Below are 22,801 nucleotides of genomic sequence, written 5' to 3' on the forward strand. Positions count from 1 at the left end.
CATCCGCCCATCGGATTGCACCGCCCTGCCTGTTCTCGGTAACATCTCTCCAGGCGAGACCGACGGAGGTGCGCATGGCCAGCCTCGGTTCGGACAAACCCGGCATCCGCCACGTGGCGGACCTCGCCGGCGTCTCGCACATGACCGTCTCTCGGGTGCTGAACGATCACCCCAACATCAAACCCGACACGCGTCGGCGGGTGCTCGAGGCCATCGAGGAGCTCGACTACCGGCCGAACATGGTCGCCAGGGCGCTCGCGACCCAGCGCACCCGGCGCATCGGCGTGATCATCGAGAGCGCGGTGTCGTTCGGGCCGACCAGCATCCTCCGTGCGGTCGAGATGGCCGCGCGCACCTCGGGCTATTCGGTCACGGCGGTGGCCCTGCACGAGGGCGACACGCTCTCGCCGCAGGACGCGGTCGACAACCTCACGGCACAGGGCGTCGACGCGCTGTGCGTGATCGCCCCGCGCTCGTCGTCCGTGGCGGCGCTGCGCCGCATCTCGCTGAACGTGCCGATGCTCGTCGTGAAGGCCGATGCCGACCCCACCTTCCTTACCGTCTCGATCGACCAGCAGGCCGGGACGGGGCTCGTCGTCGATCACCTGGTGGCGCTGGGGCATCGTGACATCCTCCACATCGCGGGCCCTCTCGACTGGCTCGACGCCCGCGCGCGCGAGCGCGCCTTCCACGCCAGGGCCAAGTCGTGGGGCATCCGCGAACGCCCCATCGTCGTGGGCGACTGGACCGCCGACTTCGCCTACGACTTCGCGAAGGGGCTGAATCGGCTGCCCGACTACACTGCCGTGTTCGTCGCGAACGACGACATGGCGATCGGCCTCATCCACGGCCTCCACGACAAGGGCTTCGAGGTTCCGAAGGATCTCAGCGTGGTCGGATTCGACGACGTGCCGCTCGCCCGCCACTTCCTTCCGCCGCTGACCACCGTCCGGCAGGACTTCACAGCCCTCGGCGGCGCGGTCGTCGAGATGCTGCGCGCCGCGCTCGAAGAGCGCGAGCTGCCGCAGCTGACCCGCATCCCCACCGAACTCGTCGCCCGCGGATCCAGCGCGGCGCCGCGGGGGGTGCGCTGATGGTCGTGCTCATCCGGTTCTCGGTCGGACGGGTCGCCCGAACGTTCGATGCCGTGCCGCGGGAGGTGCGCTGATGGTCGTCCCGATCGTCGAACTCACCGGCATCCGCGTGGAATTCCCCGACGTCGTCGCACTCGACGACGTCGACTTCCGGCTCTTCCCCGGTGAAGTGCACGCCCTGATGGGCGAGAACGGCGCGGGCAAGTCGACGCTGATCGGCGTGCTCACCGGCACCTGCACCCCGGTGGCGGGCAGCGTGATCGTCGCGGGGGAGGAGCGCCGGTTCTCCGGCGTCGCCGACGCCAGAGCGGCGGGCATCGCCACGGTGTTCCAGGAGACGCAGCTCGGCCCGACTCTCAGCGTCGCCGAGAACGTCATGCTCGGCCGCGAGCGGCGAGGGCGCTTCGGCATCGACTGGCGTCGCACGAGAGCGGATGCCGCAGACGCCCTCGCACGCCTCGGGCTCGACGACATGGACCCGAAGACGCCGATGACGATGCTGTCGCCGGCGCAGAAGCAGCTCGTCGCGCTCGCCCGCTCGGTCGTGGACGACCCGCGCATCCTCGTGCTCGACGAGCCGACCTCGAGCCTCGACCAGGCCGATGTCGACGTGCTGATGCGCGTGATCAGAGGGCTTCGCGACCGCGGGGTGGCGATCCTGTTCGTCTCGCACTTCCTCGAGCAGGCCTTCGCGATCAGCGACCGGATGACGGTGCTCCGCGGCGGCCGGAGGATCGCCGAGACCCCGACGCGCGAGCTGGAGCGGGCAGATCTGATCTCGCAGATGCTCGGCAAGGATCTCGAGGCGCTGCGGGCTCTGGGATCCGAACGCAAGGCACATCACTACGCGGCCGACGGCGAGCCGGCGCTGCGCGCCACGGCGGTCGGACGCAGGGGAGAGCTCGACCCGATCGACATCGACGTGCACCGCGGTGAGATCGTCGGACTCGCGGGTCTCCGCGGGTCGGGGCGCACCGAGCTGGCCTCGCTCCTGAGCGGGTCGCTGCGCGCCGACAGCGGAGAGATCGTCGTGGACGGGGACCACGTGCAGCTGCGGAGTCCGTCAGCCGCTCTGCGCAGCCGGATCGCCATGTCGGCGGAGAACCGTCGCGCGGACGGGATCATCGGCGATCTCACGGCCCGCGAGAACATCGTGCTGTCGCTGCAGGCTCTGCGCGGATGGACCAGACCGCTGTCGCCCGCCGAGACCGCCGCGCTGGCCGAGACCTACATCGAGACGCTGCATCTCGATCCTGCCGATCTCGCCCGGCCCGCGAAGCTCCTCTCCGGCGGCACACAGCAGAAGCTGCTGCTGGCGCGCGCGCTCGCGGTCAGACCGCACGTGCTGATCCTCGACGAGCCGACGCGCGGCATCGACATCGCGGCGAAGCTCGACATCCAGCGGCGGGTGAGCCAGCTGGCGGGCGACGGCGTGGGTGTGGTGTTCATCTCCGCCGAGCTCGAGGAGGTCGTGCGCCTCAGCGACCGGATCGTGGTGCTCAAGGACCGCGACAAGATCGGCGAGCTCAGCAACGGACCGGGCGTCACGGTCGACAGCATCGTGGAGATGATCGCCGCGGAACTGGGCCCTTCCGACGTCTGAGGTGTGTCCGGTAACAACGAATTGGTCACGAAGCGCGCGAGTTTTCCGAAGATGCTTGTGTTCCAGAAATTGTTCCCGGTAACATCAACCAGACGACGCACCCACGTCGTTCTGTAATCACACACCGGACCGGGTCAGGTCCAACCCGGGGATCGACCCGGAATCTCGAGGAGGAGATCAATGTCTGCAATGAAGCGCACTCGTACCGTTCTGGGGCTCGCCGCTGTCGGCGCGCTCGCATTCGGCCTGGCGGCGTGCTCGAGCGGCGGCGGCGACGCCGGTGGCGACGGTGGCAGCGGAGACTCGGGCGATCTCACGACCGTCGGCTTCGTGGCCGTCGGCCCTGAGGGAGCATGGCGCGAAGCCAACGAGCAGAACATCCAGGACACGTTCACCGAGGATGCCGGCTTCGAGCTCAAGTACGCTCCCGCCACCAACCTCGACCAGAAGTCGCAGATCGACGCGTTCACGTCGTTCGTCGACGAGGGCGTCGACGTCATCCTGCTGTCGGCCACCGAGGCCAGCGGCTGGGAGGACTCGCTGAAGCTCGCTCAGGAGGCCGAGATCCCGGTCATCCTGCTCGACCGCGGCATCGAGCCCGACGACACGAGCCTGTACGTCACCCGCATCGCGCCCGACAACGTCGAGGTCGCCAAGGAGGTCGGCACCTGGGCTGCGGCAGAGTTCCCCGACGGCGGCAACTACGTCGTCCTCGAGGGCCCGGCCGGCGTCGGCGTCGTCAACGAGCGCAACGAGGGCTTCGAAGCCGGTCTCGGCGACTCGTCGCTCGTGAAGCTCGACGCGCAGACCGCCAACTGGTCCGCTGAAGAGGGCAAGAGCGTCTTCGAGACCATGCTCAAGGCCAACAACAACAACATCCAGTTCGTCTTCGCCCAGAACGACGAGATGGGCCTCGGCGCAGCGCAGGCGGCTGAGGAAGCCGGCCTCGTGATCGGCACCGACGTGAAGATCGCCACGATCGACGGCACCAAGAACGCCATGCAGGCGCTCGCCGACGGTCAGCTCAGCTACGTGCACGAGTACAACCCGCTGTTCGGCGAGACCGCTCTCGACGTCGTCAAGAAGGCTCTCGACGGCGACAAGGTTGAGTCGTACATCGTCGTGCCGAGCGAGGCGTTCGACTCGGCTGAGGCGGCCAAGGCCGTCCTCGCGGACCGCAAGTACTGAGCAAGACCCCGTGACCTGGAGGCGGTGCGCACCGCGCGCCGCTTCCAGGGCCGGAACAGACTGAGAGACAGCGATGAACGAAGAACTGCCCATCGTCGAGATGCGCGGGATCACCATCGAGTTCCCCGGAGTGAAGGCGCTCGACGGTGTCGACTTCCGCCTCTTCCAGGGCGAGGTGCACGCGCTCATGGGCGAGAACGGCGCCGGCAAGTCGACCCTGATCAAGGCGCTCACCGGCGTCTACCGGATCGACTCCGGCTCGATCGTCGTGGCGGGTCAGGAGCGCAGCTTCGCCGGCACGGGCGACGCGCAGGCCGCCGGGATCTCCACCGTGTACCAGGAGGTGAACCTCGCGCCCAACCTCACGATCGGCGAGAACGTGATGCTCGGGCACGAGATCCGCGGTCCGTTCGGCGTGAACTGGAGGGCCACCCACAAGGCCGCCACCGACGCCCTCGCCCGACTGGGGCTCGACTACCTCGACACCCGCAAGCCGCTCTCGACGCTCTCGATCGCGATGCAGCAGCTCGTCGCCATCAGCCGCGCCATGGCGATCAAGGCGAAGGTGCTCATCCTCGATGAGCCGACCTCGAGCCTGGACGCCGCCGAGGTCGAGGGCCTCTTCGCCGTCATACGCACGCTTCGGGACCAGGGCGTCGCGATCCTCTTCGTCTCGCACTTCCTCGACCAGATCTACGCGATCAGCGACCGGCTCACGGTGCTGCGCAACGGACAGTACGTGGGCGAGTACCTCACCCGCGAACTCGACCGGCACGCCCTCATCTCGAAGATGATCGGCAAGGACCTCGACGCGCTGAAGTCGCTGGGCGGCAACCGCCGCACCACGCCGCGCGACGCCGATGAAGAATCTTTCCTGTCGGCATCCGGCATCTCCCGCACCGGGGCTGTGAACGCCACCGATCTCGACATCCGTCCCGGCGAGGTCGTCGGCTTCGCGGGTCTGCTCGGCTCCGGTCGCACCGAACTCGCGCGCCTGCTCTACGGCGCCGACCGCTCGGAATCCGGCCAGATCACGGTCAAGGGTCGCAAGGTCGACCTCACGTCTCCTTCCGCCGCACTCTCGCAGCGCATCGCGTTCTCGACCGAGAACCGGCGCGACGAGGGGATCATCGGCGACCTGACGATCCGCGAGAACATCATCCTCGCCGTGCAGGCGAAGCGCGGCTGGGCGCGGCCGATGCCGCGCAAGGAGCAGGACGCGATCGTCGACAAGTACATCGCCGAGCTCAACGTCCGCCCCGCGGACCCCGAGCGGATGATCAAGAACCTGTCCGGCGGCAACCAGCAGAAGGTGCTGCTCGGACGTTGGCTCGCCACCGAGCCCGAGCTTCTCATCCTCGACGAGCCGACCCGCGGCATCGACGTGGGCGCGAAGGCCGAGATCCAGGAGGCGGTGGCCGAGCTCGCCGACACGGGTGTCGCGGTCGTGTTCGTCTCGTCCGAGCTGGAGGAGGTGGTCCGCCTCTCCGAGCGCATCGTCGTGCTCAAGGACCACAGCAAGATCGGCGAGATCCAGAACGGCCCCGACGTGACCGCGCAGGAGATCGTCGACGTGATCGCCGCCCACGGCGTCGAGGCGGCGGCCGAGACTCTCGAAGAGGAGCTCGCAGCGAACGTCGTGAACGATGCGGAACCCGCGTCCGAGACTCTCGAGGAGGAGATCCGATGAGCGCCCCCACCCGCGCGTCCCTGTGGCGCGATCTGATCCACAAGCCGTTCTTCTGGGGCATCGTCGCGATCGTCGCGCTGCTCGCGCTCAACGTGATCAAGGACCCGACCTATCTCGCGATCTCGATCAACCCGAACAACGGCAACCTGGTCGGCAACCTGATCGACATCCTGCGTCAGGCCGCGCCCGTCATGATGATCGCGATCGGCATGTCTCTCGTGATCGCGACCGGCGGCATCGACCTCTCGGTCGGTTCTCTCATGGCCGTCTCCGGCGCCGTCTCGATGGAGTTCCTCGCCGCCGCCGGCGATTCGACCTCGATCGGCGTCGCGCTCGCCGCGGTCGGACTGTCGCTGCTCATCACCGGCATCCTGGGCGCCGTCAACGGCGTCCTCGTCGCCTATGTGGGCCTTCAGCCCTTCATCGCGACTCTCGTGCTGATGCTCGCGGGTCGCGGCGTCGCGAAGGTGATCACGGGCGGCCAGAACACGGCGGCCTCGAGCGACCCGTTCCGGTGGATCGCGAACGGCTTCGTGATCGGCATCCCCGTCGTGTTCATCCTCGCGGTGCTCATCGTCGTCCTGGTGGCCTGGGTCGTGCGCCGCAGCGCGCTGGGCCTCATGATCGAGGCCATCGGCATCAACCCGAAGGCGAGCCGGATGGCCGGCATCAAGCCCAAGGGGCTGCTGCTGACCGCGTACGTCCTCAGCGGCATCCTCGCCGGCATCGCCGGAGTCATGTCGGTCGGCAGCGTCATGACGGTCGACATCTCCCGCACCGGCTACCAGCTCGAGCTCGACGCGATCCTCGCGGTCGTGATCGGCGGCGCTTCGCTCGCCGGCGGCAAGTTCTCCCTCAGCGGCGCCTTCGTGGGCGCTCTGCTGATCGCGACCCTCGACAAGACCGTGCTGTATCTCGGGGTCTCCTCCTCGGCGACCCCTGCCTTCAAGGCGATCGTGATCGTCGCCATCTGCCTGCTGCAGTCCGACCGGGTGCGCAGCTGGTTCCAGCGCCGCAAGAAGACCGTGGCGCCCGCACCCCGAGTCGAGATCGTGAAAGAGGAGGCTGCGGCATGAGCGCCATCGCAGCGGCACCAGTGCAGGGCAAGGAGGAGGGTCTCGCAGACCGCGTGCGCCGCCTCATCACGTCGAACCCGTCGGTGGTGCCCACCATCGCCTCGGTCGTCATCTTCGTCGGCATGATCGTCTACGGAGAGGTCGCCTACGGCCGTATCGTGCAGGCGAGCACCCTGTCGAACCTGCTGATCAACAACGCGCACGTGATCGTGCTGGCGGTCGCCCTCACCTTCGTCATCATCACGGGTGGCATCGACCTGTCGGTCGGCTCTGTCATCGCGGTCTCCTCGGTCGCCGGCGTCATGCTGTCGAACTCCGGGTGGAATCCGCTCGCGGTGATCGTCACGATGATCGCGATCGGAGCGCTGTTCGGCCTCGTGTCGGGCGTGCTGATCAGGTACTTCAACGTGCAGCCCTTCATCGCGACCCTGGCCATGATGTTCCTCGGCCGCGGTCTCGCCTCGCTTCTGAGCACCAAGCCGGAGCAGCTGCCCAGCGAATCGCCTATCCGTGCGCTCTCCGACAAGATCAAGATCGTCGACGGACCCAAGGTGAACGACCTCGTCATCACCCCGGCCGTGATCATCGCGATCGTCGTCGTGCTCGCCGCGTTCTTCGTCCTGCACCGCACGCGCACGGGTCGCACCGTCTACGCGATCGGCGGATCGGAGAACTCGGCTCTGCTGATGGGCCTTCCCGTGCACCGCACGAAGGTCCTCGTGTACGTGATCAGCGGGTCGCTCGCCGGACTCGCGGCCGTGCTGTACACCTCGCGCCTCGGCACGGCGCAGAACATCACCGGCATCGGCTGGGAGCTCGACGCGATCGCCGCCGCGGTGATCGGCGGAACAGTGCTCACGGGGGCGTACGGGTACGTGCTCGGCTCGGTCGTCGGCGCCCTCGTGCTCGGACTCATGACCGTCCTGATCACGCGCGACGGCGGCATCCCTCCGGAGATGACGACCATCATCACGGGCGGCATCCTGCTCGTGTTCGTGCTCCTGCAGCGCGCCGTCACCCGCAAGCGGGACTAGCCGACGCGCCACCGAGCGGGAGAGGGCGTCCTGCGTGCAGACGCCCTCTCCCGCTCGTCAGCCGATCCCCGGTCGCTCGACGGTCAGGCGCGGAAGGGGTCGACGCCGGTCGCCTCGACCGAGAGCGCCCACAGGCGATCGGCGGCCTCGGGATCGATCGCCCATTCCTTGACTCCGCCGGCGGTCATGTCGGTGAAGTCGGCCGGAACGACGCCCTTGATGGAACAGTCCTCGCAATACACGCCGCCCCGGTCCACGAGTTCGGGTGCGGTCGCGGCCCACAGGCCGGTCGAGGCGCCCTGCGCGGGTGTCTTGAACCGGGGGTTGGGCGTGCCGTCGGCATCCATCCACCGGCGCTCGATCAGCTCCTCTCGCGGCATGTGGCGCTGCAGGTCGGTGAGGATTCCGCCGGGGTGCACCGAGTAGGCGTGGATGCCTCGGCCCGCAGCCCGAGCATCCAGGCCGACGGCGAAGAGCGCGTCAGCCGTCTTCGACTGACCGTATGCCCCCCACGGGTCGTAGGCGGTCCCGGCGAAGTTGACATCGTCGAACAGCACAGGGGATCGAAAATGCGCCCCCGAGGAGTACGCGATCACGCGCGCACCGCTCGTCAGCAGGTCGGCCACGCCGCCGACGAGCGCGAAGTGCCCGAGATGGTTCGTGCCGAACTGCGACTCCCATCCCTGCGGGGTGAGCTGGAAAGGTGATGCCATGATGCCGGCGACGTTGATCATGAGGTCGATGGGTGTCGCATCGGCGCGCACCCGTTCGGTGAACGCCGCGACCGAGTCGAGGTCGCCGAGGTCCATCGCGCTCACACGCACGCCCGACACATCGGAGAGGGCGGCGCTGGCCGCGTCTGGGCGACGGGCTGGAACGATGACGTGTACACCGGCATCCGCCAGGGCCTTGACCGTCTCGAGGCCGAGCCCGGAGTATCCGCCGGTCACGATCGCGGTCTTCCCCTGGAGCTCGATGCCGGCGATGGCCTCTGCGGCGGTCGATCGGTAGCCGAAATGCGACGTCATCGGCTGTTGGCGGGCGAGCATGTCGATCTTCGTAGTCATGTTCGTCACCATATGACCTAGAGTCGACTCGAAGTCAAGGAGCACGCATCACCCACACACCTCCCGACGCCGATCAGGTCTACAGCATCGGCGAACTCGCCGACATCACCGGTCTCAGCGTTCACACCCTCCGCTGGTACGAGTCCCGCGGACTCTTCCCGCGCGATGTACCGCGGACCAGCGGCGGGCGCCGCGCCTATGGTCCCGAGACGGTCGGCTGGCTCACCCTGATCGCCCGGCTTCGCGAGTCGGGCATGCCTGTCGCCGAGATGGCGAATTACTCGGCCCTGGTGCGCGCCGGCGAGGGGAACGAGCCCGAACGCATCGCACTGATGGAGGCGCACGCCGCCGCCCTCGACGAGCAGATCCAGGCGCTGATGGCAAGCCGAGCCGTGATCGGCGGCAAGATCGACGCCTATCGGACAGCGCTCATCGCACGTGGTGCACTGGCTCTCGAGCCCTCCTGACACGGGTCCGCCGAGAGCGGCGTCACCCCTGTGCGCGATCCGATCGTCAGGCGCCGGGCCGGCTCAGACCTCGTCGCGCCAGGAATGCTGCGGCTCGAAGCCGAGCACGCGCCGCGCCCTGTCGATCGACAGGAGCGTCTCGTTCGGGCCGATGTCACGGGTGACCGGTACGCCGGGGAACACTTCGGCGATCAGCTCGGCGTTCGGGCGCGACATCACGGTGTCCGCCGCGGCGATGATGAACCGGTCGAACCCTGGCTCCGCGACCTCGAGCGCGCGCTGGATCGCCTGCGCTCCGTCGCGCGCATCGATGTATCCCCACAGGTTCCACTTGCGCTGGAGGGCGTCGTGATCGAAGGAGGGGAAGGCGGCGTAGTCCTCGGGGTCCATCACGTTCGAAAAGCGCAGAGCGGTGATCGACAGTTCGGGATGCCAGCGCACGAGCTCGGTGGCGAGCTGCTCCTCCAGCGTTTTCACGAGCGAGTACACCGACTCGGGGCGCGCGGGGTATTCCTCGTCGACGGGGATGTAGGGCGGAGGCACGTCGAACGGAAGGCCGAGCACCGTCTCGCTGGACGCGTAGACGATGCGGCGGATGCCGAGGCGCACCGCCGCCCAGAACACGTTGAACGTCGCGGGCATGTTGTTGTGGAAGGTCGCCACGTCGCTGCGGATGCCGGGTGCGGGGATCGCACCGAGATGCACCACCGCGTCGATGCCGTCGTGACGATCGCCGACACCGGTGAAGGCGTCGACGACCTGACCGTAGTCGGTCAGGTCCACCTGTACGAATCCCGCGCCGCGGGGACCGTCGAGGTCCATCCCGATGACCTCGTATCCGTGAGACCGCAGCTCGCGTGCGACGACGCGGCCGAGCTTGCCCGATGAACCGGTGAGAGCGATGCGCATACCACCAGCCTGGCACGACGGCGAGAGCCGGGGCGCCCGACGCCGTACACTCATCCGCGTGAGTGAGTCCAGCAGCGCCCCCGGCCGCACGGCCGGCGTGCGCGATGTCGCGGCGCTGGCCGGCGTCTCGCGGCAGACCGTGTCGCGGGTGCTGAACGACCATCCCGAGGTCGCGGCCGACACCAAGGAGCGCGTGCTGGCCGCGATGGCCGAGCTCGGCTACCGCATGAACAACGCGGCTCGCGCCCTGGGCACGCGTCGCTCGCGGACCATCGGCATCCTCGCCTCCGACGCCCTGCAGTACGGCCCCTCCCGCAGCATCGCCGCGATCGAGGCATCCGCCCGCGAGGCGGGCTACTGGGTCAGTGCGGCCTTCGCGGATGCCGGAGACGCCGCCGCGGTGGTCGCGGCCGTCGACCACCTGATCACCCAGGGCGTCGAGGGCATCGTCGTCGTCGCGCCGCATGCGCGCACCCTGGCCGCTCTCGACGCCCTGCACGTGAACGTCCCCGTGGTCACCCTGCACTCGGCCGGCCGCGGATCGCGCGGTCTCTCGGTCGACCAGGCCGCAGGCGCCCGGCTCGCGGTCGCCGCGCTGGCCGACGCCGGCCACACGCGGATCGCGCACCTCGCGGGGCCCGCCGACTGGCTCGAGGCCGAGTCGCGTGCGGACGGATGCGCCGCAGAGCTCGCCTCTCGCGGACTGCGGGGTGGACCCGTGATCGTGGGGGACTGGTCGGCGGGCTCCGGGTACGCCGCCGCCGCGGCCGTGCGCGAGTCCGGCGTCACGGCGGTGTTCGCCGCGAACGACCAGATGGCGCTCGGGCTGCTGAGCGGGCTGCACGAGGCCGGCCTCTCGGTGCCCGCTGACATCAGCGTCGTCGGCTTCGACGACATCCCGGACGCCGCGTACTACTGGCCGAAGCTGACGACGGTGCGTCAGGACTTCGACGAGCTGGCCCGCAGGGCTGTCGCCGCGCTGGTGGGCGAGTCGGATTCCGCGGCATCCGACCTCGCCCCGGTCGCCCCCGTACTGGTCGAGCGCGAATCCGTCGCGCCGCCGCGTGCGTGACCGGCGTCGCCGAGGCCGGCGACGTGTCGACCTTGACGCCTTGCCCCGCCCCGTGTCACACTTCTGTGACCGGTCACAGTGGCCGTCGACAGCACCGAAGAGGTACCCGTGAGCAGCGAAGCCCCCGCCTTCACCCCCGAGGTCGAAGCAGCCATCCAGACCGTCCGGGAGGACGTCGCCCGCCTGCACGGCGAACTGGTGCGCTACAACCTCATCGTCTGGACCGGCGGCAATGTCTCCGGCCGTGTCCCCGGCGCTGAACTGTTCGTGATCAAGCCTTCCGGTGTGAGCTACGACGACCTCGACGCCTCGAACATGATCCTGTGCGATCTCGATGGCAACGTCGTCCCCGGCACCGCCGGCAGCGAACGCAGCCCGTCGAGCGACACGGCGGCGCACGCCTACGTGTACCGCAACATGCCAGAGGTCGGCGGCGTTGTGCACACCCACTCCGACTACGCGGTGGCCTGGGCTGCGCGCGGCGAGGAGATCCCCTGCGTGATCACCGCCATGGCGGACGAGTTCGGCGGACCGATTCCGGTCGGCCCCTTCGCCATCATCGGCGACGACTCGATCGGCCGCGGGATCGTCGAGACCCTGCGTGGGCACCGCAGCCGTGCGGTGCTCATGCAGAACCACGGACCGTTCACGATCGGCGTGGACGCGAAAGACGCGGTGAAGGCCGCCGTCATGGTCGAGGACGTCGCACGCACCGTGCACCTCGCCCGCGAGGCGGGGCCGCTCATCCCGATCCCGCAGGAGGCGATCGACAGCCTCTTCAACCGGTATCAGAACGTGTACGGCCAGAACGCGGACGCCCGCCGATGAGCGGCCGCGAAGACATCGTCGCCGGCCGCACGAGCCTCGGCATCGAATTCGGCTCGACCCGCATCAAGGCCTGCCTGATCGGCTCCGACGCCACCGAGGTGCTCGCCACCGGCTCGTTCTCGTGGGAGAACAGGCTCGAAGAGGGCCTGTGGACCTACGGACTCGACGAGGTGTGGGCGGGCCTGCAGTCGGCGGTCGCCGATCTCGTCGCCGACGCCCACGATCGCTACGGCGTGAGGCCTGCGACCTTCGGCGCGATCGGCATCTCCGCGATGATGCACGGCTACCTCGCGTTCGACGCCGAAGGCGAGCTTCTCGTGCCGTTCCGCACCTGGCGCAACACCAACACGGGCGCAGCATCCGCCGAGCTCACCGAGCTGTTCGGTGTGAACATCCCCCTGCGCTGGTCGATCGCGCACCTGCACCAGGCCGTCGTCGACGCCGAGGCCCACGTGCCGCAGCTCGACTTCGTGACCACCCTCGCCGGCTACGTGCACTGGAAGCTCACGGGAGAGCGGATTCTCGGCGTGGGCGACGCCTCGGGGATGTTCCCGATCGACTCGACGACCGGCGGATACGACGAGCGGATGCTGCAGGCGTACGACGCGCTCGCCGCCGATCGCCTCCCCGCGCCGCTCACCGCCCTGTTCCCCGCCGTGCTGCCCGCAGGTGCGGCGGCCGGATCGCTGACCGCCGAGGGCGCCCTGCTGCTCGACCCCACCGGGGCGACGCCCGCGGGCATCTCGCTGTGCCCGCCCGAGGGCGACGCCGGCACGGGCATGGTCGCGACGAACTCGGTCGCACCCCGCACCGGCAACGTCTCGGCCGGCACCAGCATCTTCGCGATGGTGGTCCTCGAGCGTCCGCTCGGCGAGGTGCACCACGAACTCGACCTCGTGACCACGCCCGCCGGCGACGCGGTCGCCATGGTGCACTGCAACAACGGCGCGTCAGAGCTCGCGGCCTGGGCGGGGCTGTTCACCCGATTCGCCGCCGCGGCGGGGAACCCGGTGAGCGACGACGCCGCCTTCGACGCTCTCTTCCGCGAGGCGCTCGCGGGAGAAGCGGATGCCGGTGGCCTGATCGCCTACAACCACCTCGCAGGCGAGCCCATCGCCGGGCTCGACGAAGGCCGCCCGCTGTTCGTGCGCACGCCCGACAGCGCCTTCACGCTCGCGAACTTCATGCGCGCCCAGCTGTACGGCGTGTTCGGAACCCTCGCGCTGGGCATGCAGGTGCTCACCGCCGAAGGCGTCGGACTCGACCGGATGTTCGCGCACGGCGGGATGTTCCGCACGGCCGGCGTCGCCCAGCGGTTCCTCGCGGGAGCACTCGGCGCACCCGTCGCGGTGGGAGAGCTCGCCTCCGAAGGCGGCGCGTGGGGCATCGCCGTGCTCGCCTCCTACCTCGGTCGTGCAGAGCCCCTGGCCGCATATCTCGACGAGACCGTGTTCGCCACGGCATCCGTCTCCGTCGTCGACCCCGACCCGGCCGACGTGACCGGATTCACCGCCTACCTCGACCGTTACCGCGCCGGCCTCGCCATCGAGGCCGCCGCCACCACCGCACTCTAAGGACGCACCATGCCGAAGCTCACCACCTCCCTCGACCAGTACGAGGTCTGGTTCCTCACCGGCAGCCAGCACCTGTACGGCCCCGAGACGCTCGCGCAGGTCGCCGAGCAGTCGCAGGAGATCGCCCGCCTGCTCGACGAGGCGGGCGACGTGCCGGTGAAGATCGTCTGGAAGCCGGTTCTCACCGACTCCGCCGCCATCAAGCGCACGGCGCTCGAGGCGAACGCGGCAGAGAACGTCATCGGACTCGTCGCCTGGATGCACACCTTCAGCCCCGCGAAGATGTGGATCGCGGGTCTCGATGCGCTGCAGAAGCCGCTCGCCCACCTGCACACGCAGGCCAACGTCGAGCTGCCCTGGGCCGACATCGACTTCGACTTCATGAACCTCAACCAGGCCGCACACGGCGACCGCGAGTTCGGCTACATCCAGACGCGCCTCGGGGTGCCGCGCAAGACGATCGTCGGCCACGCATCCGACCCGCGCGTGCAGCGCGAGATCGGCATCTGGCAGCGCGCCGCGGCCGGTCTCGCCGCGAGCCGTGATCTGAAGCTCGCCCGCTTCGGCGACAACATGCGCTTCGTCGCCGTCACCGAGGGCGACAAGACCGAGGCCGAGCTGCGCTTCGGCGTGCAGGTGAACACGTGGGGCGTGAACGAGCTGGCGGATGCCGTCGCCGCCGCATCCGAGTCGGACGTCGACGCGCTCGTCGCCGAATACGAAGAGCTGTACGAGGTCGTGCCCGAGCTCCGCAAGGGCGGCGAGCGGCACCAGTCGCTGCGCGACGGCGCCGCGATCGAGATCGGCCTGCGCTCGTTCCTCGAGGAGGGCGGCTTCGGCGCCTTCACCACCTCGTTCGAGGACCTCGGGTCCCTCAAGCAGCTGCCGGGGCTCGCTGTGCAGCGCCTGATGGCCGAGGGCTACGGCTTCGGCGCCGAAGGCGACTGGAAGACCGCGATCCTCGTGCGCATCGCGAACGTCATGGGCGCAGGGCTCCCCGGTGGCGCGAGCCTCATGGAGGACTACACCTACGACATGACCCCTGGTGACGAGCTCATCCTCGGCGCGCACATGCTCGAGGTCTCGCCCTCGCTCACGACCGCGAAGCCCACGCTCGAGATCCACCCGCTCGGCATCGGCGGCAAGGACGACCCGGTGCGCCTGGTCTTCACGGCCGACTCGGGTCCCGCCGTGGTCGTCGCGCTCAGCGACATGCGCGACCGCTTCCGTCTCACCGCGAACGTCGTCGAGAACGTCGAGCCGCGCGCCTCGCTGCCGAAGCTCCCGGTCGGCCGTGCCGTCTGGAAGCCGGCTCCCGACTTCAACACCTCTGCCGCGGCCTGGCTGACGGCGGGCGCCGCGCACCACACCGTGATGTCGACGGCCCTCGGCATCGAGGCGTTCCGCGACTTCGCCGAGATGGCCGAGGTCGAGCTGCTCGTGATCGACGAGGAGACGACGCTCATCGAGTTCCAGAAGCAGGTCCGCTGGAACCAGGCGTACTACCGCCTGGCCCAGGGGCTCTGATGACGCCCCGTTCCGGCCGTCAGCTGCGGATCGCGGCGCACGGCTACGAGGCGGTCATCGCGAGCGTCGGCGCTTCACTGCGCTCGCTGACCCACGAGGGCCGCGACCTGGTCGTGCCCTTCGCGGCCGACGAGGTGCGCCCGGGCTATCGGGGCACCACGCTCGCGCCCTGGCCCAACCGCATCGTCGACGGACGCTACGAGTTCGACGGCGTCGAGCATCAGCTCGCCCTCACCGAGCCGGCGCGCGGTCAGGCGCTGCACGGGCTGCTGTCGTGGGCCGAGTACGCCGACCGCGTGATCGAAGACGACCGTGTCGTGCTGGTCGCCGTCATCGAGCCGCAGACGGGCTACCCGTTCCGGGTCGAGGTCGAGACCGAGTATCGGCTCGACGAGAACGGCCTGCAGCAGACGGTCACCGCTCGCAATCTCGGGACGGATGCCGCCCCCTGGGGCACGGGCCCGCACCCGTATCTCGTGGCCGGCCCCTCGACAGGCTCAGGGACCCAAAGCCCTCCGGTCGACGAGTGGACTCTGCTGCTCCCGGCATCCGCGGTGCTCACCGTCACGCCTGACCGGCTGAGCCCCGTCGCCGTGGAGCCGGTCTCCGAGCATCCGGAATGGGACTTCCAGACGTCGCGGCCGATCGGCGACGTGTTCATCGATCACGCCTTCACCGGACTCTCGCGCACCGACGGCATCGCCGAGGTGCGCCTGGTGACGGATGCCGGCACCGGTGTCGCGATGACCTGGGATGAGCGCTGCCCGTGGGTGCAGATCCACACGGCTGACAACCCCGGCTTCGACGACATCCATCGCATCGGCCTCGCGGTCGAGCCGATGACGTGCCCGCCCGACGCCTTCAACTCCGGCACCGATCTCGTGGTGCTCGAGCCCGGCGCCGAGCACTCGGCCGACTGGCGGATCCGGGCGCTCTGATCTGAGATGACCTGTTCCCTCGGGAACGGGTCGTCTCCTTGCGTGCCTCTCGAACCTTCTGGTTGTATGTGTGTTGACGTCAACTCAGTTGACGTCAACATGCGGGGCGACGACGCTCCGATCACGAGGGAGTGGCATGAAGAGAATCAGGACGGTCGCCGCGGCGACCTGTCTCACGGTCGCACTGAGCATGGTGGCCGCGGCGTCCGCGCAGGCCGAGGTCCCTGCAGGCGACCCGACGACGTACACGGCGTATCCCGCTATTCAGGATCCCGGTGCGACCGCGGCAGGCTATTTCGCCCCCTTCTGGTTCGACGACAACGGTTCGCACATCCAGGCGCACGGCGGGGCGATCGTGTCGGCGCAGGAACTCGGCGTCGACGGCGGCGGCGTGGTCACCGGGTCCGAAGACGGGCGCACGGTGTACTACTGGTACGGCGAAGACCGCAGCAACGGCTACTACGGCAGCCCCGGAGTGCACGCCTACAAGTCCTATGACACCCTCAACTGGCAGGACCAGGGCGTCGTGATGAGGTCGGTCTCCGCCGCATCCGAGCTGGAATCCGACTACTTCGACGCGCTCTACGACACCGTCGACGACGACGGCCAGCCACGGGCCGACCGCATCGCCGAGCTGGCCTACCATCTCGACACGAACGACGCCGCCGACCTCACGACGATCTTCGAGCGCCCGAAAGCGCTCTACAACGAGAGCACCGGCAAATGGGTGCTGTGGTGGCACTCAGACGGGCAGACGACGCCGGGCGGCAGCATGTACGCGCGGTCCATGGCCGGGGTCGCCGTGTCCGACAGCCCGACGGGTCCGTTCCGGCTCACCGGGGTGTACCGGATGCCGAACCGCACCGACTACAAGGCCTGCACATCCGCTGCCGTTCCCGGTCAGGCCCGGGACCTGACCGTCTTCCAGGATGACGACGGCACCGCGTACATCGTGTACTCCTCGGAGGAGAACCGCTCGCTGTACGTCGCCGAGCTCGACGACTCGTACACCAACGTCACGCACACCACGTCGACCGATATGGCGAACGCGCACCAGTTCTCGGAAGACGGACGCTACCCCTACCTGTTCGCCGACGGCTCCGCTGATGCGCCCGTGCGCGGCGAGGACTTCCAGATCGTCAAGGAGTGCGGCATGCTCGAGGCGCCCGCACTGTTCCAGCACGGCGGCAGGTACTACGCCGTCGCGTCCGGAGCCACCGGCTGGGGCCCGAATCCGCAGACCTACTACACCGCCGACAGCATCCTCGGATCCTGGATCCGCGGAGTGGAGGGCGGCGATGCGAACGAGAACGTCTCGTACAGCTCGATCCCCGAGGGCGGCGACGGACTGCTGTCGGTCGGCGACACCCGCCGCACCACGTTCGGCTCGCAGTCGACCAACGTGCTCGATCTCGGCGGCGGCCGCTTCGTCTACATGGGCGACCGCTGGAATGCGGGCGCCGCCGACTCCACGTACGTGTGGCTCCCGATCACGATCGGCGAGAACGGCCGCGCCGAGATGCGCAACCCGGCCGTCGAGGATCCGACGCGGTGGGCGAGCGGATGGGACGCCTCCTACTGGGACGACAAGGGCGCAGGCGAGGAGATCTGGAGCGTCGTCGACGACGGGCTGCCGAAGACCGTTGCACCGGGGGAGGACTTCGCAGATGCGCTGCCGGCCACCGTGCCTGTGGCCGCGGGCGGTGTGACCGCGGCGACGCCGGTGACCTGGAGTGCGACGTCGTTCGCCGAGCGCGGCGCCCAGACGATCACCGGAACCCTGTCGGGTGACGACCGGTTCGGTGCAGGTCGCGCGTTCACACGCACGATCGAGGTGGCCACCGAAGGCATCGTGAACCTCGCTGCGCGGTCGGCGGTCGCGGTGTCGAGCCGTCCGGAGCTCAGCGGCACGCTGGTCGACGGCAGCGTCAAGGGCAAAGGCTGGGACGACTGGGTGGCCGGCGGCGCGTACCCGAAGTCGAGCTGGCTCTCGTTCTCGTGGCCGTTCGCGCAGGATGTCGATCAGGTCGTGGTGCACACCTACAAGGACGGAGCCGGCGCGACCTGGCCCTCGACGGTCGCAGCCGAATACCTCGATGCCGCAGGCGACTGGGTGTCGGCCGATGTGTCGGTCGACCTGGCGCAGGATGCCGCAGCATCCGCTCCCGTGGCGACCCTCGATCTGTCGACCCTTCCGCAGACGAACGGCATCCGCGTGCAGCTGACCACGGCGACGAGCACCTGGCAGTCGATCTCGGAAGTGCAGATCTGGGGCGCCGACAGCAGCCAGGACATCTGCTCGGCCGCCGGAACCACCGTGTCTGCGACCTTCCACCAGACCGAGTACGCGTCCCTGCCAGCCGCGAACGCCTGCGACGGCAGTGCGGCGACCGCGTGGTCTACCTGGGCGTCGACGGTGCGGCCGTCGGCGACCTTCACGGTGCAGCCCGCTCAGGCGCACGTGGTCGACCGCATCGGATTCACCAACATCGAGGGCGTGATCGCGGGCATCAGCGTCGAGTACCGGGACGAGAAGGGCGCCTGGCACGCGACCGGCGCGCAGAACGTCGTGCCGAGCGCGAACGGAAAGCCCACATCGGTCGTGTTCGAGCCGGTGCTCGCATCGGCCGTGCGCCTCATCTTCGCGACCCCGGGCTCATATCTGAAGATCCCGGTGCTGGCGGTGGGCGAGACCACGCTCGAGGTGTCGGCAGCGATCACCACGCGGTGCGTGGCAGGCAAGGTGCAGCTCGTCACGACCGTGCAGAACTCGGGGGAGGAGGCGACGGATGCCGACATCGCGACCGCCTACGGCACGAAGACGATCTCGTCGATCGTCGCCGACGCCAGCCGCTCGGCGACCGCCGCGACACGCTCGGCGGACATCTCCGCGGGAGAGGTGACGGTCACGGCCCGTGAACAGACGCTGACGGTCGGGTACCCCGCAGCGACCTGCGGCTGAGGCCATTCCGGTCGCGACTCGTGCCGCCTGCGCTCGGAGCGGGCGACACGAATCGCGACCGGAACGCGAGCGTCGGTTCCGGCGGGCGGAGGTGCGGGAGCGCTCAGCTGAGAGCGGCGACCAGCGCGGCGGCAGCGGATGCCGACGACTGCGGGTTCTGTCCCGTGATGAGCCGGCCGTCGACCACGGTGTGGTCGCTCCACGGCTCCGCCACCTCGACCTCGGCTCCGAGCTCGCGCAGCGAGGACTCGAGCAGGAACGGCGCGCGGTCGGCGAGGCCGCCGATGCGCTCCTCCTCGTCCGAGAAGCCGGTGATCGTGCGCCCGGCGACGATCGGCTGCCCGGAGGCATCGCGCGCAGGAAGCAGCGCGGCGAGGCCGTGGCAGACGGCGGCGAGCAGACGGCCGCCGCCGATCGTGGCGGCGATCAGGGCGGCCGAGTCGGCATCCGTCGCGAGATCCTGCATCGGGCCGTGTCCGCCCGGGTAGTACACCGCGTCGTAGGCCGCCGGGTCGACGTCGGCGAGCACGAGCGGGGAGGCGAGCTCATCGATCGCGGCGATCGCCTCGGCGTCGCCGTCGCGCAGGCTTCCGGCGTCGGCGACCGGGGCGATGCCGCCGGGCGTCGCGAACGACACCTCGTGACCGGCGGTGGTGAGCTGCTCGTAAGGGGTGAGCAGCTCCTCGGCCCAGTAGCCGGTGGGGTGTGCGGTGCCGTCGGAGAGCGTCCAGGTGCGGGCGGCGGTGACGACGAAGAGGACGTGAGACATTTCGGAGCTCCAGTTCGGTGAGGGTGTCTCAGGGAGAACGGGCGCCGACGGTTCGCGATTCCGATAGATTGCCGATATGAGCGATCGGAATATCGATGGGCTGCGCGATGTCTCGCTGTGGCGCACCTTTCTCGCGGCCCATCGCTCGGGTTCGGTCTCGGCGGCGGCGCGGATGCTCGGGCTGGCACAGTCCTCGGTGACCGCTCAACTGCAGACGCTGGAGCGGCACATGGGCGAGCCGCTGTTCGAACGCCACGCGCGCGGCATCCGCCCCACGCCGCGGGCCGACGATCTCGCGGCGCGGCTCGCCGGTCCCATGGACCAGCTGGCCCTCGTCGCCGGCGCGGCGGCCCCGGCCTCCCCGGTGAGGCTCGGCGGGGCCGCTGAGTTCCTCGAGCGCGTCGCGATGCCGGCTCTGGGCCCGGCGATCGCCGCAGGGCTGCGGCTCACCGTCGTACCCGGTCTCGCCGACGACCTGCTCGAGCAGCTGCGTGTCGGCAGCCTCGATCTCGTGATCTCGGCCGTTCGTCCCCGCGGCAGGACGCTGCCGGCATCCGCGCTGTGCGACGAGGAGTTCGCGCTCGTGGCCGCGCCCTCGCTCGGCATCGACCCGGCCGAGCGCCCGCGCCTCGAGCATCCGTTGCTCGCCTACGCGCGTGACCTGCCGATCCTGCGCCGATACTGGCGCCACGTGTTCGGTGAGCGTCTCGAACGCGAGCCCGACCTCGTGATCGCCGATCTGCGCGCCGTGGCCGCGGCGGCCGTCGCAGGAGCGGGCGTCACCGTGCTGCCGACCTATCTGATCGCCGATGAGCTCGCCGACGGGCGCCTCGTCGTGCTGCATCCGACCGATGATCCGCCGATCAACACGCTGTATCTGGTGCGGCGGCCCGGTCCGCCGGTCACGGGGATCGACGTGATCGACACCGCGCTGCGCGCCGCCGTCGCGAAGTTCTGACCCGCGGGCGGCTCAGCGGGCCAGCCAGTTTCGCAGCAAACGGGTCACCCACGGCAGCACCCAGTAGGTCATGATCGGGGTGAGCACGACGGTCGTCCCGAGAACCCTCAGCCAGATCGGCAGCTCGCTCCAGCCGGGGATCGGACTGGTCGCATAGGTGAAGGCCACGTTGAGGGGGAAGAAGCCGAGCCAGATCGAGATCGCCTGCTTCCAGCGCGGCGGGGTGCGCACGACCGACATGGTCGTCGTGGTGCCGTCGCCGCGTGGGATCGTGATGGTGTCGGTGGTGGGCTCGTCGAACCAGCCCTCGATGCCCGAGCGGCGCCGCGCCCGCTCGCTGCGCACGAAGCCGTCGCCCGTCGCCCGCCACCACTCGCGCTCGCCTGATTGCTCCCACGCGAGCAGCGTCTTCTCGTCTGCGAAGCGGTAGAGCATGTGCCAGACGTTCGAGTCCTCGCCGTCGCGCACCCAGCCCGAGCCGAGGAAGCCGGGATAGCGGTGCGCGAGGTTCACGCCGGTCTGCACCCAGGCGGTCGCCTCGGCGATTCGCTCGGGGTCGACCTCGCGGCGGATGGACACGGTGATGGGTTCGCTGGACATGGTGGGTCCTCGGTGAACGGGCGGCCCGGGTCGCGGGCGCGTCGAGACGGTCGGCGCCAGGGTTGCGGCGCACGGTCGATTCTAATTCGGATGCCGCGGCGCGGAGCCGAGCAACCGGGGCGAGAATGGACGTATGAGCACGCGCAGCGAAGCCGTCCTGATCGATGTCGTCCGCACCCCGGTGGGCCGAGGCAAGCCGGGAGGCGCGCTGTCGGACGTTCACCCGGTGGATCTCGCCGCTGGAGTGCTCGCGGCGGTCCTCGAGCGCAACGGCCTGGAATCCGCGCAGGTCGACGACGTCATGCTCGGCTGCGTGAGCCAGGTCGGCGACCAGTCGATGAACATCGCGCGTCAGGCCGTGCTGGCAGCCGGATTCGACGAGTCGGTGCCCGCGACGACGATCGATCGGCAGTGCGGCTCGAGCCAGCAGGCCGTGCACTTCGCGGCGGCCGGCATCGCGGCAGGGCACAACGACGTCGTGCTCGTCGGGGGAGTCGAGTCGATGAGCCGGGTGCCACTCGGATCGTCGGCGACAGGAGGATCGCCGATGTCGCAGCGTCTGCGCGACCGCTACCCGGAAGGGCTCGTGAACCAGGGCGTGAGCGCCGAGCTCATCGCGCAGAAGTGGGGACTGGGACGCGACGACCTCGATGCCTTCGCCGCCGAATCGCATGCGCGAGCCGTCCGCGCGTGGCAGGACGGCTTCTTCGACCGCACCGTGATCGCGGTTCCCGAGGCGCCGGATGCCGCGACCGACGAGACCGTGCGCGACGGCACCACCGTCGAGAAGCTTGCGGGGCTGCCAGCGTCCTTCCGCACCGACGCCCTCGCCGCGCGATTCCCCGACCTCGACTGGAGCATCACCCCGGGCAACTCGTCGCCCCTCACCGACGGCGCATCAGCCGCTCTGCTCATGAGTGCGGAGCGCGCGGAACAGCTCGGGCTGACGCCACGCGCCCGCTTCCGCGCCTTCGACGTGGTCGGCGACGATCCGCTGATGATGCTCACCGGGCCTATCCCGGCCACGCGGCGGGTGCTCGAGCGTGCAGGGCTCTCGATCGACGACATCGACGCCTACGAGGTGAACGAGGCCTTCGCCTCGGTGCCGCTCGCCTGGGCGGCAGAGCTCGACGCGGATCCCGATCGGCTCAATCCGCGCGGCGGCGCGATCGCCCTCGGTCATGCGCTCGGCTCCTCCGGCACGCGCCTGCTCGGAACGCTGCTGAGTCATCTGGAGGCGACCGGCGGCCGCTACGGCCTGCAGACGATGTGCGAGGGCGGCGGCATGGCGAACGCCCTGATCCTGGAGCGCCTGTAGCGGAGCATCCGCCCCTCCTCCGTCTCTCCCCGGTCTCTCCTCGGAAGGCGAACCGCACTTCAGACGGATGCTGCGCCGCGATCCTTCCTTCCCAAGCGCGAATGTCCGGCGCCGGCGCTGGCGCTGG

Annotated in this window: 19 protein-coding genes; 15 read left to right on the plus strand and 4 right to left on the minus strand. The window is 69.4% G+C overall.

Annotated elements, in window-relative coordinates; translation table 11 throughout:
- Positions 1-74 precede the first annotated feature (74 nt).
- From ACI3KT_RS00375 to ACI3KT_RS00400, 6 genes are all read left to right on the plus strand, one after another.
- A complete protein-coding gene (locus ACI3KT_RS00375) occupies positions 75-1,094 on the plus strand; it encodes a LacI family DNA-binding transcriptional regulator (protein ID WP_292907784.1) in 1,020 nt (339 codons plus the stop codon).
- A gap of 73 nt (positions 1,095-1,167) precedes the next feature.
- Complete coding sequence (locus ACI3KT_RS00380) at positions 1,168-2,697, plus strand: sugar ABC transporter ATP-binding protein (protein ID WP_404901741.1); 1,530 nt, start codon at positions 1,168-1,170, stop codon at positions 2,695-2,697.
- 180 nt (positions 2,698-2,877) lie between these two features.
- Entirely contained in the window at positions 2,878-3,885 is a 1,008-nt protein-coding gene (locus tag ACI3KT_RS00385; RefSeq protein WP_292907780.1) for a substrate-binding domain-containing protein, read from the plus strand.
- A gap of 73 nt (positions 3,886-3,958) precedes the next feature.
- Positions 3,959-5,575 carry a sugar ABC transporter ATP-binding protein gene (locus ACI3KT_RS00390; protein WP_404901744.1) on the plus strand — a complete coding sequence of 539 codons (1,617 nt, stop codon included), beginning with the start codon at positions 3,959-3,961 and terminating at the stop codon, positions 5,573-5,575.
- Positions 5,572-6,651: an ABC transporter permease gene (locus ACI3KT_RS00395; RefSeq protein WP_292907776.1), complete on the plus strand. Its 1,080-nt coding sequence runs from the start codon at positions 5,572-5,574 to the stop codon at positions 6,649-6,651. The genes ACI3KT_RS00390 and ACI3KT_RS00395 overlap by 4 nt, the downstream gene beginning before the upstream one ends.
- Positions 6,648-7,685, plus strand: coding sequence for an ABC transporter permease (locus ACI3KT_RS00400; RefSeq protein WP_404901746.1), 1,038 nt, complete (start codon positions 6,648-6,650; stop codon positions 7,683-7,685). The genes ACI3KT_RS00395 and ACI3KT_RS00400 overlap by 4 nt, the downstream gene beginning before the upstream one ends.
- A gap of 83 nt (positions 7,686-7,768) precedes the next feature.
- On the opposite strand, the gene ACI3KT_RS00405 is transcribed toward ACI3KT_RS00400, so the two are convergent.
- The gene (locus ACI3KT_RS00405) at positions 7,769-8,752 is read right to left on the minus strand and encodes an oxidoreductase (RefSeq protein WP_404901748.1); all 984 of its coding nucleotides are present in this window, start codon (positions 8,750-8,752) and stop codon (positions 7,769-7,771) included.
- Between the two features lie 86 nt (positions 8,753-8,838).
- Here ACI3KT_RS00405 and ACI3KT_RS00410 point away from each other — a divergent pair, with 86 nt between their 5' ends.
- Entirely contained in the window at positions 8,839-9,219 is a 381-nt protein-coding gene (locus ACI3KT_RS00410; RefSeq protein ID WP_404902304.1) for a MerR family transcriptional regulator, read from the plus strand.
- 63 nt (positions 9,220-9,282) lie between these two features.
- On the opposite strand, the gene ACI3KT_RS00415 is transcribed toward ACI3KT_RS00410, so the two are convergent.
- A complete protein-coding gene (locus ACI3KT_RS00415; protein ID WP_404901751.1) occupies positions 9,283-10,128 on the minus strand; it encodes an NAD-dependent epimerase/dehydratase family protein in 846 nt (281 codons plus the stop codon).
- Between the two features lie 58 nt (positions 10,129-10,186).
- On the opposite strand from ACI3KT_RS00415, the gene ACI3KT_RS00420 reads away from it, so the two are divergent.
- The 6 genes from ACI3KT_RS00420 to ACI3KT_RS00445 all read left to right on the plus strand — a co-directional run bounded on the left by ACI3KT_RS00420 (position 10,187) and on the right by ACI3KT_RS00445 (position 19,029).
- Positions 10,187-11,200 (plus strand): LacI family DNA-binding transcriptional regulator, encoded by a 1,014-nt coding sequence (locus tag ACI3KT_RS00420; RefSeq protein ID WP_292907766.1) that lies wholly within the window; start codon positions 10,187-10,189, stop codon positions 11,198-11,200.
- Between the two features lie 108 nt (positions 11,201-11,308).
- The gene (locus tag ACI3KT_RS00425) at positions 11,309-12,028 is read left to right on the plus strand and encodes an L-ribulose-5-phosphate 4-epimerase (RefSeq protein ID WP_292907764.1); all 720 of its coding nucleotides are present in this window, start codon (positions 11,309-11,311) and stop codon (positions 12,026-12,028) included.
- Complete coding sequence (locus tag ACI3KT_RS00430; RefSeq protein WP_404901754.1) at positions 12,025-13,602, plus strand: xylulokinase; 1,578 nt, start codon at positions 12,025-12,027, stop codon at positions 13,600-13,602. Before ACI3KT_RS00425 ends, ACI3KT_RS00430 begins: the two co-directional genes overlap by 4 nt.
- Positions 13,603-13,611: 9 nt before the next feature.
- The gene (araA, locus tag ACI3KT_RS00435; protein ID WP_307299148.1) at positions 13,612-15,129 is read left to right on the plus strand and encodes an L-arabinose isomerase; all 1,518 of its coding nucleotides are present in this window, start codon (positions 13,612-13,614) and stop codon (positions 15,127-15,129) included.
- Positions 15,129-16,067, plus strand: a complete 939-nt coding sequence (locus ACI3KT_RS00440; protein ID WP_404901756.1) for an aldose 1-epimerase family protein — start codon at positions 15,129-15,131, stop codon at positions 16,065-16,067. The genes araA and ACI3KT_RS00440 overlap by 1 nt, the downstream gene beginning before the upstream one ends.
- Positions 16,068-16,203: 136 nt before the next feature.
- Positions 16,204-19,029 carry a glycoside hydrolase family 43 protein gene (locus ACI3KT_RS00445; protein WP_404901759.1) on the plus strand — a complete coding sequence of 942 codons (2,826 nt, stop codon included), beginning with the start codon at positions 16,204-16,206 and terminating at the stop codon, positions 19,027-19,029.
- 103 nt (positions 19,030-19,132) lie between these two features.
- Here ACI3KT_RS00445 and ACI3KT_RS00450 read toward each other — a convergent pair whose 3' ends face one another.
- Complete coding sequence (locus ACI3KT_RS00450; RefSeq protein ID WP_404901762.1) at positions 19,133-19,798, minus strand: type 1 glutamine amidotransferase domain-containing protein; 666 nt, start codon at positions 19,796-19,798, stop codon at positions 19,133-19,135.
- 76 nt (positions 19,799-19,874) lie between these two features.
- On the opposite strand from ACI3KT_RS00450, the gene ACI3KT_RS00455 reads away from it, so the two are divergent.
- Entirely contained in the window at positions 19,875-20,756 is an 882-nt protein-coding gene (locus ACI3KT_RS00455; protein ID WP_404901764.1) for a LysR family transcriptional regulator, read from the plus strand.
- Positions 20,757-20,768: 12 nt separating this feature from the next.
- Here ACI3KT_RS00455 and ACI3KT_RS00460 read toward each other — a convergent pair whose 3' ends face one another.
- Positions 20,769-21,356: an antibiotic biosynthesis monooxygenase gene (locus tag ACI3KT_RS00460; RefSeq protein ID WP_404901767.1), complete on the minus strand. Its 588-nt coding sequence runs from the start codon at positions 21,354-21,356 to the stop codon at positions 20,769-20,771.
- Positions 21,357-21,489: 133 nt separating this feature from the next.
- On the opposite strand from ACI3KT_RS00460, the gene ACI3KT_RS00465 reads away from it, so the two are divergent.
- Positions 21,490-22,674 (plus strand): thiolase family protein, encoded by a 1,185-nt coding sequence (locus ACI3KT_RS00465; protein WP_404901770.1) that lies wholly within the window; start codon positions 21,490-21,492, stop codon positions 22,672-22,674.
- Positions 22,675-22,801 lie beyond the last annotated feature (127 nt).

Source organism: Microbacterium sp. ZW T6_19 (assembly GCF_044987465.1).
Taxonomy (GTDB): domain Bacteria; phylum Actinomycetota; class Actinomycetes; order Actinomycetales; family Microbacteriaceae; genus Microbacterium; species Microbacterium natoriense_A.

What these genes read in the sequence shown, in the direction of transcription:
- ACI3KT_RS00375 (WP_292907784.1), top strand. Translation starts at nt 75, where the DNA reads ATGGCCAGCCTCGGTTCGGACAAACCCGGCATCCGCCACGTGGCGGAC.
- ACI3KT_RS00380 (WP_404901741.1), top strand. Translation starts at nt 1,168, where the DNA reads ATGGTCGTCCCGATCGTCGAACTCACCGGCATCCGCGTGGAATTCCCC.
- ACI3KT_RS00385 (WP_292907780.1), top strand. Translation starts at nt 2,878, where the DNA reads ATGTCTGCAATGAAGCGCACTCGTACCGTTCTGGGGCTCGCCGCTGTC.
- ACI3KT_RS00390 (WP_404901744.1), top strand. Translation starts at nt 3,959, where the DNA reads ATGAACGAAGAACTGCCCATCGTCGAGATGCGCGGGATCACCATCGAG.
- ACI3KT_RS00395 (WP_292907776.1), top strand. Translation starts at nt 5,572, where the DNA reads ATGAGCGCCCCCACCCGCGCGTCCCTGTGGCGCGATCTGATCCACAAG.
- ACI3KT_RS00400 (WP_404901746.1), top strand. Translation starts at nt 6,648, where the DNA reads ATGAGCGCCATCGCAGCGGCACCAGTGCAGGGCAAGGAGGAGGGTCTC.
- ACI3KT_RS00405 (WP_404901748.1), bottom strand. Translation starts at nt 8,752, where the DNA reads ATGACTACGAAGATCGACATGCTCGCCCGCCAACAGCCGATGACGTCG.
- ACI3KT_RS00415 (WP_404901751.1), bottom strand. Translation starts at nt 10,128, where the DNA reads ATGCGCATCGCTCTCACCGGTTCATCGGGCAAGCTCGGCCGCGTCGTC.
- ACI3KT_RS00430 (WP_404901754.1), top strand. Translation starts at nt 12,025, where the DNA reads ATGAGCGGCCGCGAAGACATCGTCGCCGGCCGCACGAGCCTCGGCATC.
- araA (WP_307299148.1), top strand. Translation starts at nt 13,612, where the DNA reads ATGCCGAAGCTCACCACCTCCCTCGACCAGTACGAGGTCTGGTTCCTC.
- ACI3KT_RS00440 (WP_404901756.1), top strand. Translation starts at nt 15,129, where the DNA reads ATGACGCCCCGTTCCGGCCGTCAGCTGCGGATCGCGGCGCACGGCTAC.
- ACI3KT_RS00445 (WP_404901759.1), top strand. Translation starts at nt 16,204, where the DNA reads ATGAAGAGAATCAGGACGGTCGCCGCGGCGACCTGTCTCACGGTCGCA.
- ACI3KT_RS00450 (WP_404901762.1), bottom strand. Translation starts at nt 19,798, where the DNA reads ATGTCTCACGTCCTCTTCGTCGTCACCGCCGCCCGCACCTGGACGCTC.
- ACI3KT_RS00455 (WP_404901764.1), top strand. Translation starts at nt 19,875, where the DNA reads ATGAGCGATCGGAATATCGATGGGCTGCGCGATGTCTCGCTGTGGCGC.
- ACI3KT_RS00460 (WP_404901767.1), bottom strand. Translation starts at nt 21,356, where the DNA reads ATGTCCAGCGAACCCATCACCGTGTCCATCCGCCGCGAGGTCGACCCC.
- ACI3KT_RS00465 (WP_404901770.1), top strand. Translation starts at nt 21,490, where the DNA reads ATGAGCACGCGCAGCGAAGCCGTCCTGATCGATGTCGTCCGCACCCCG.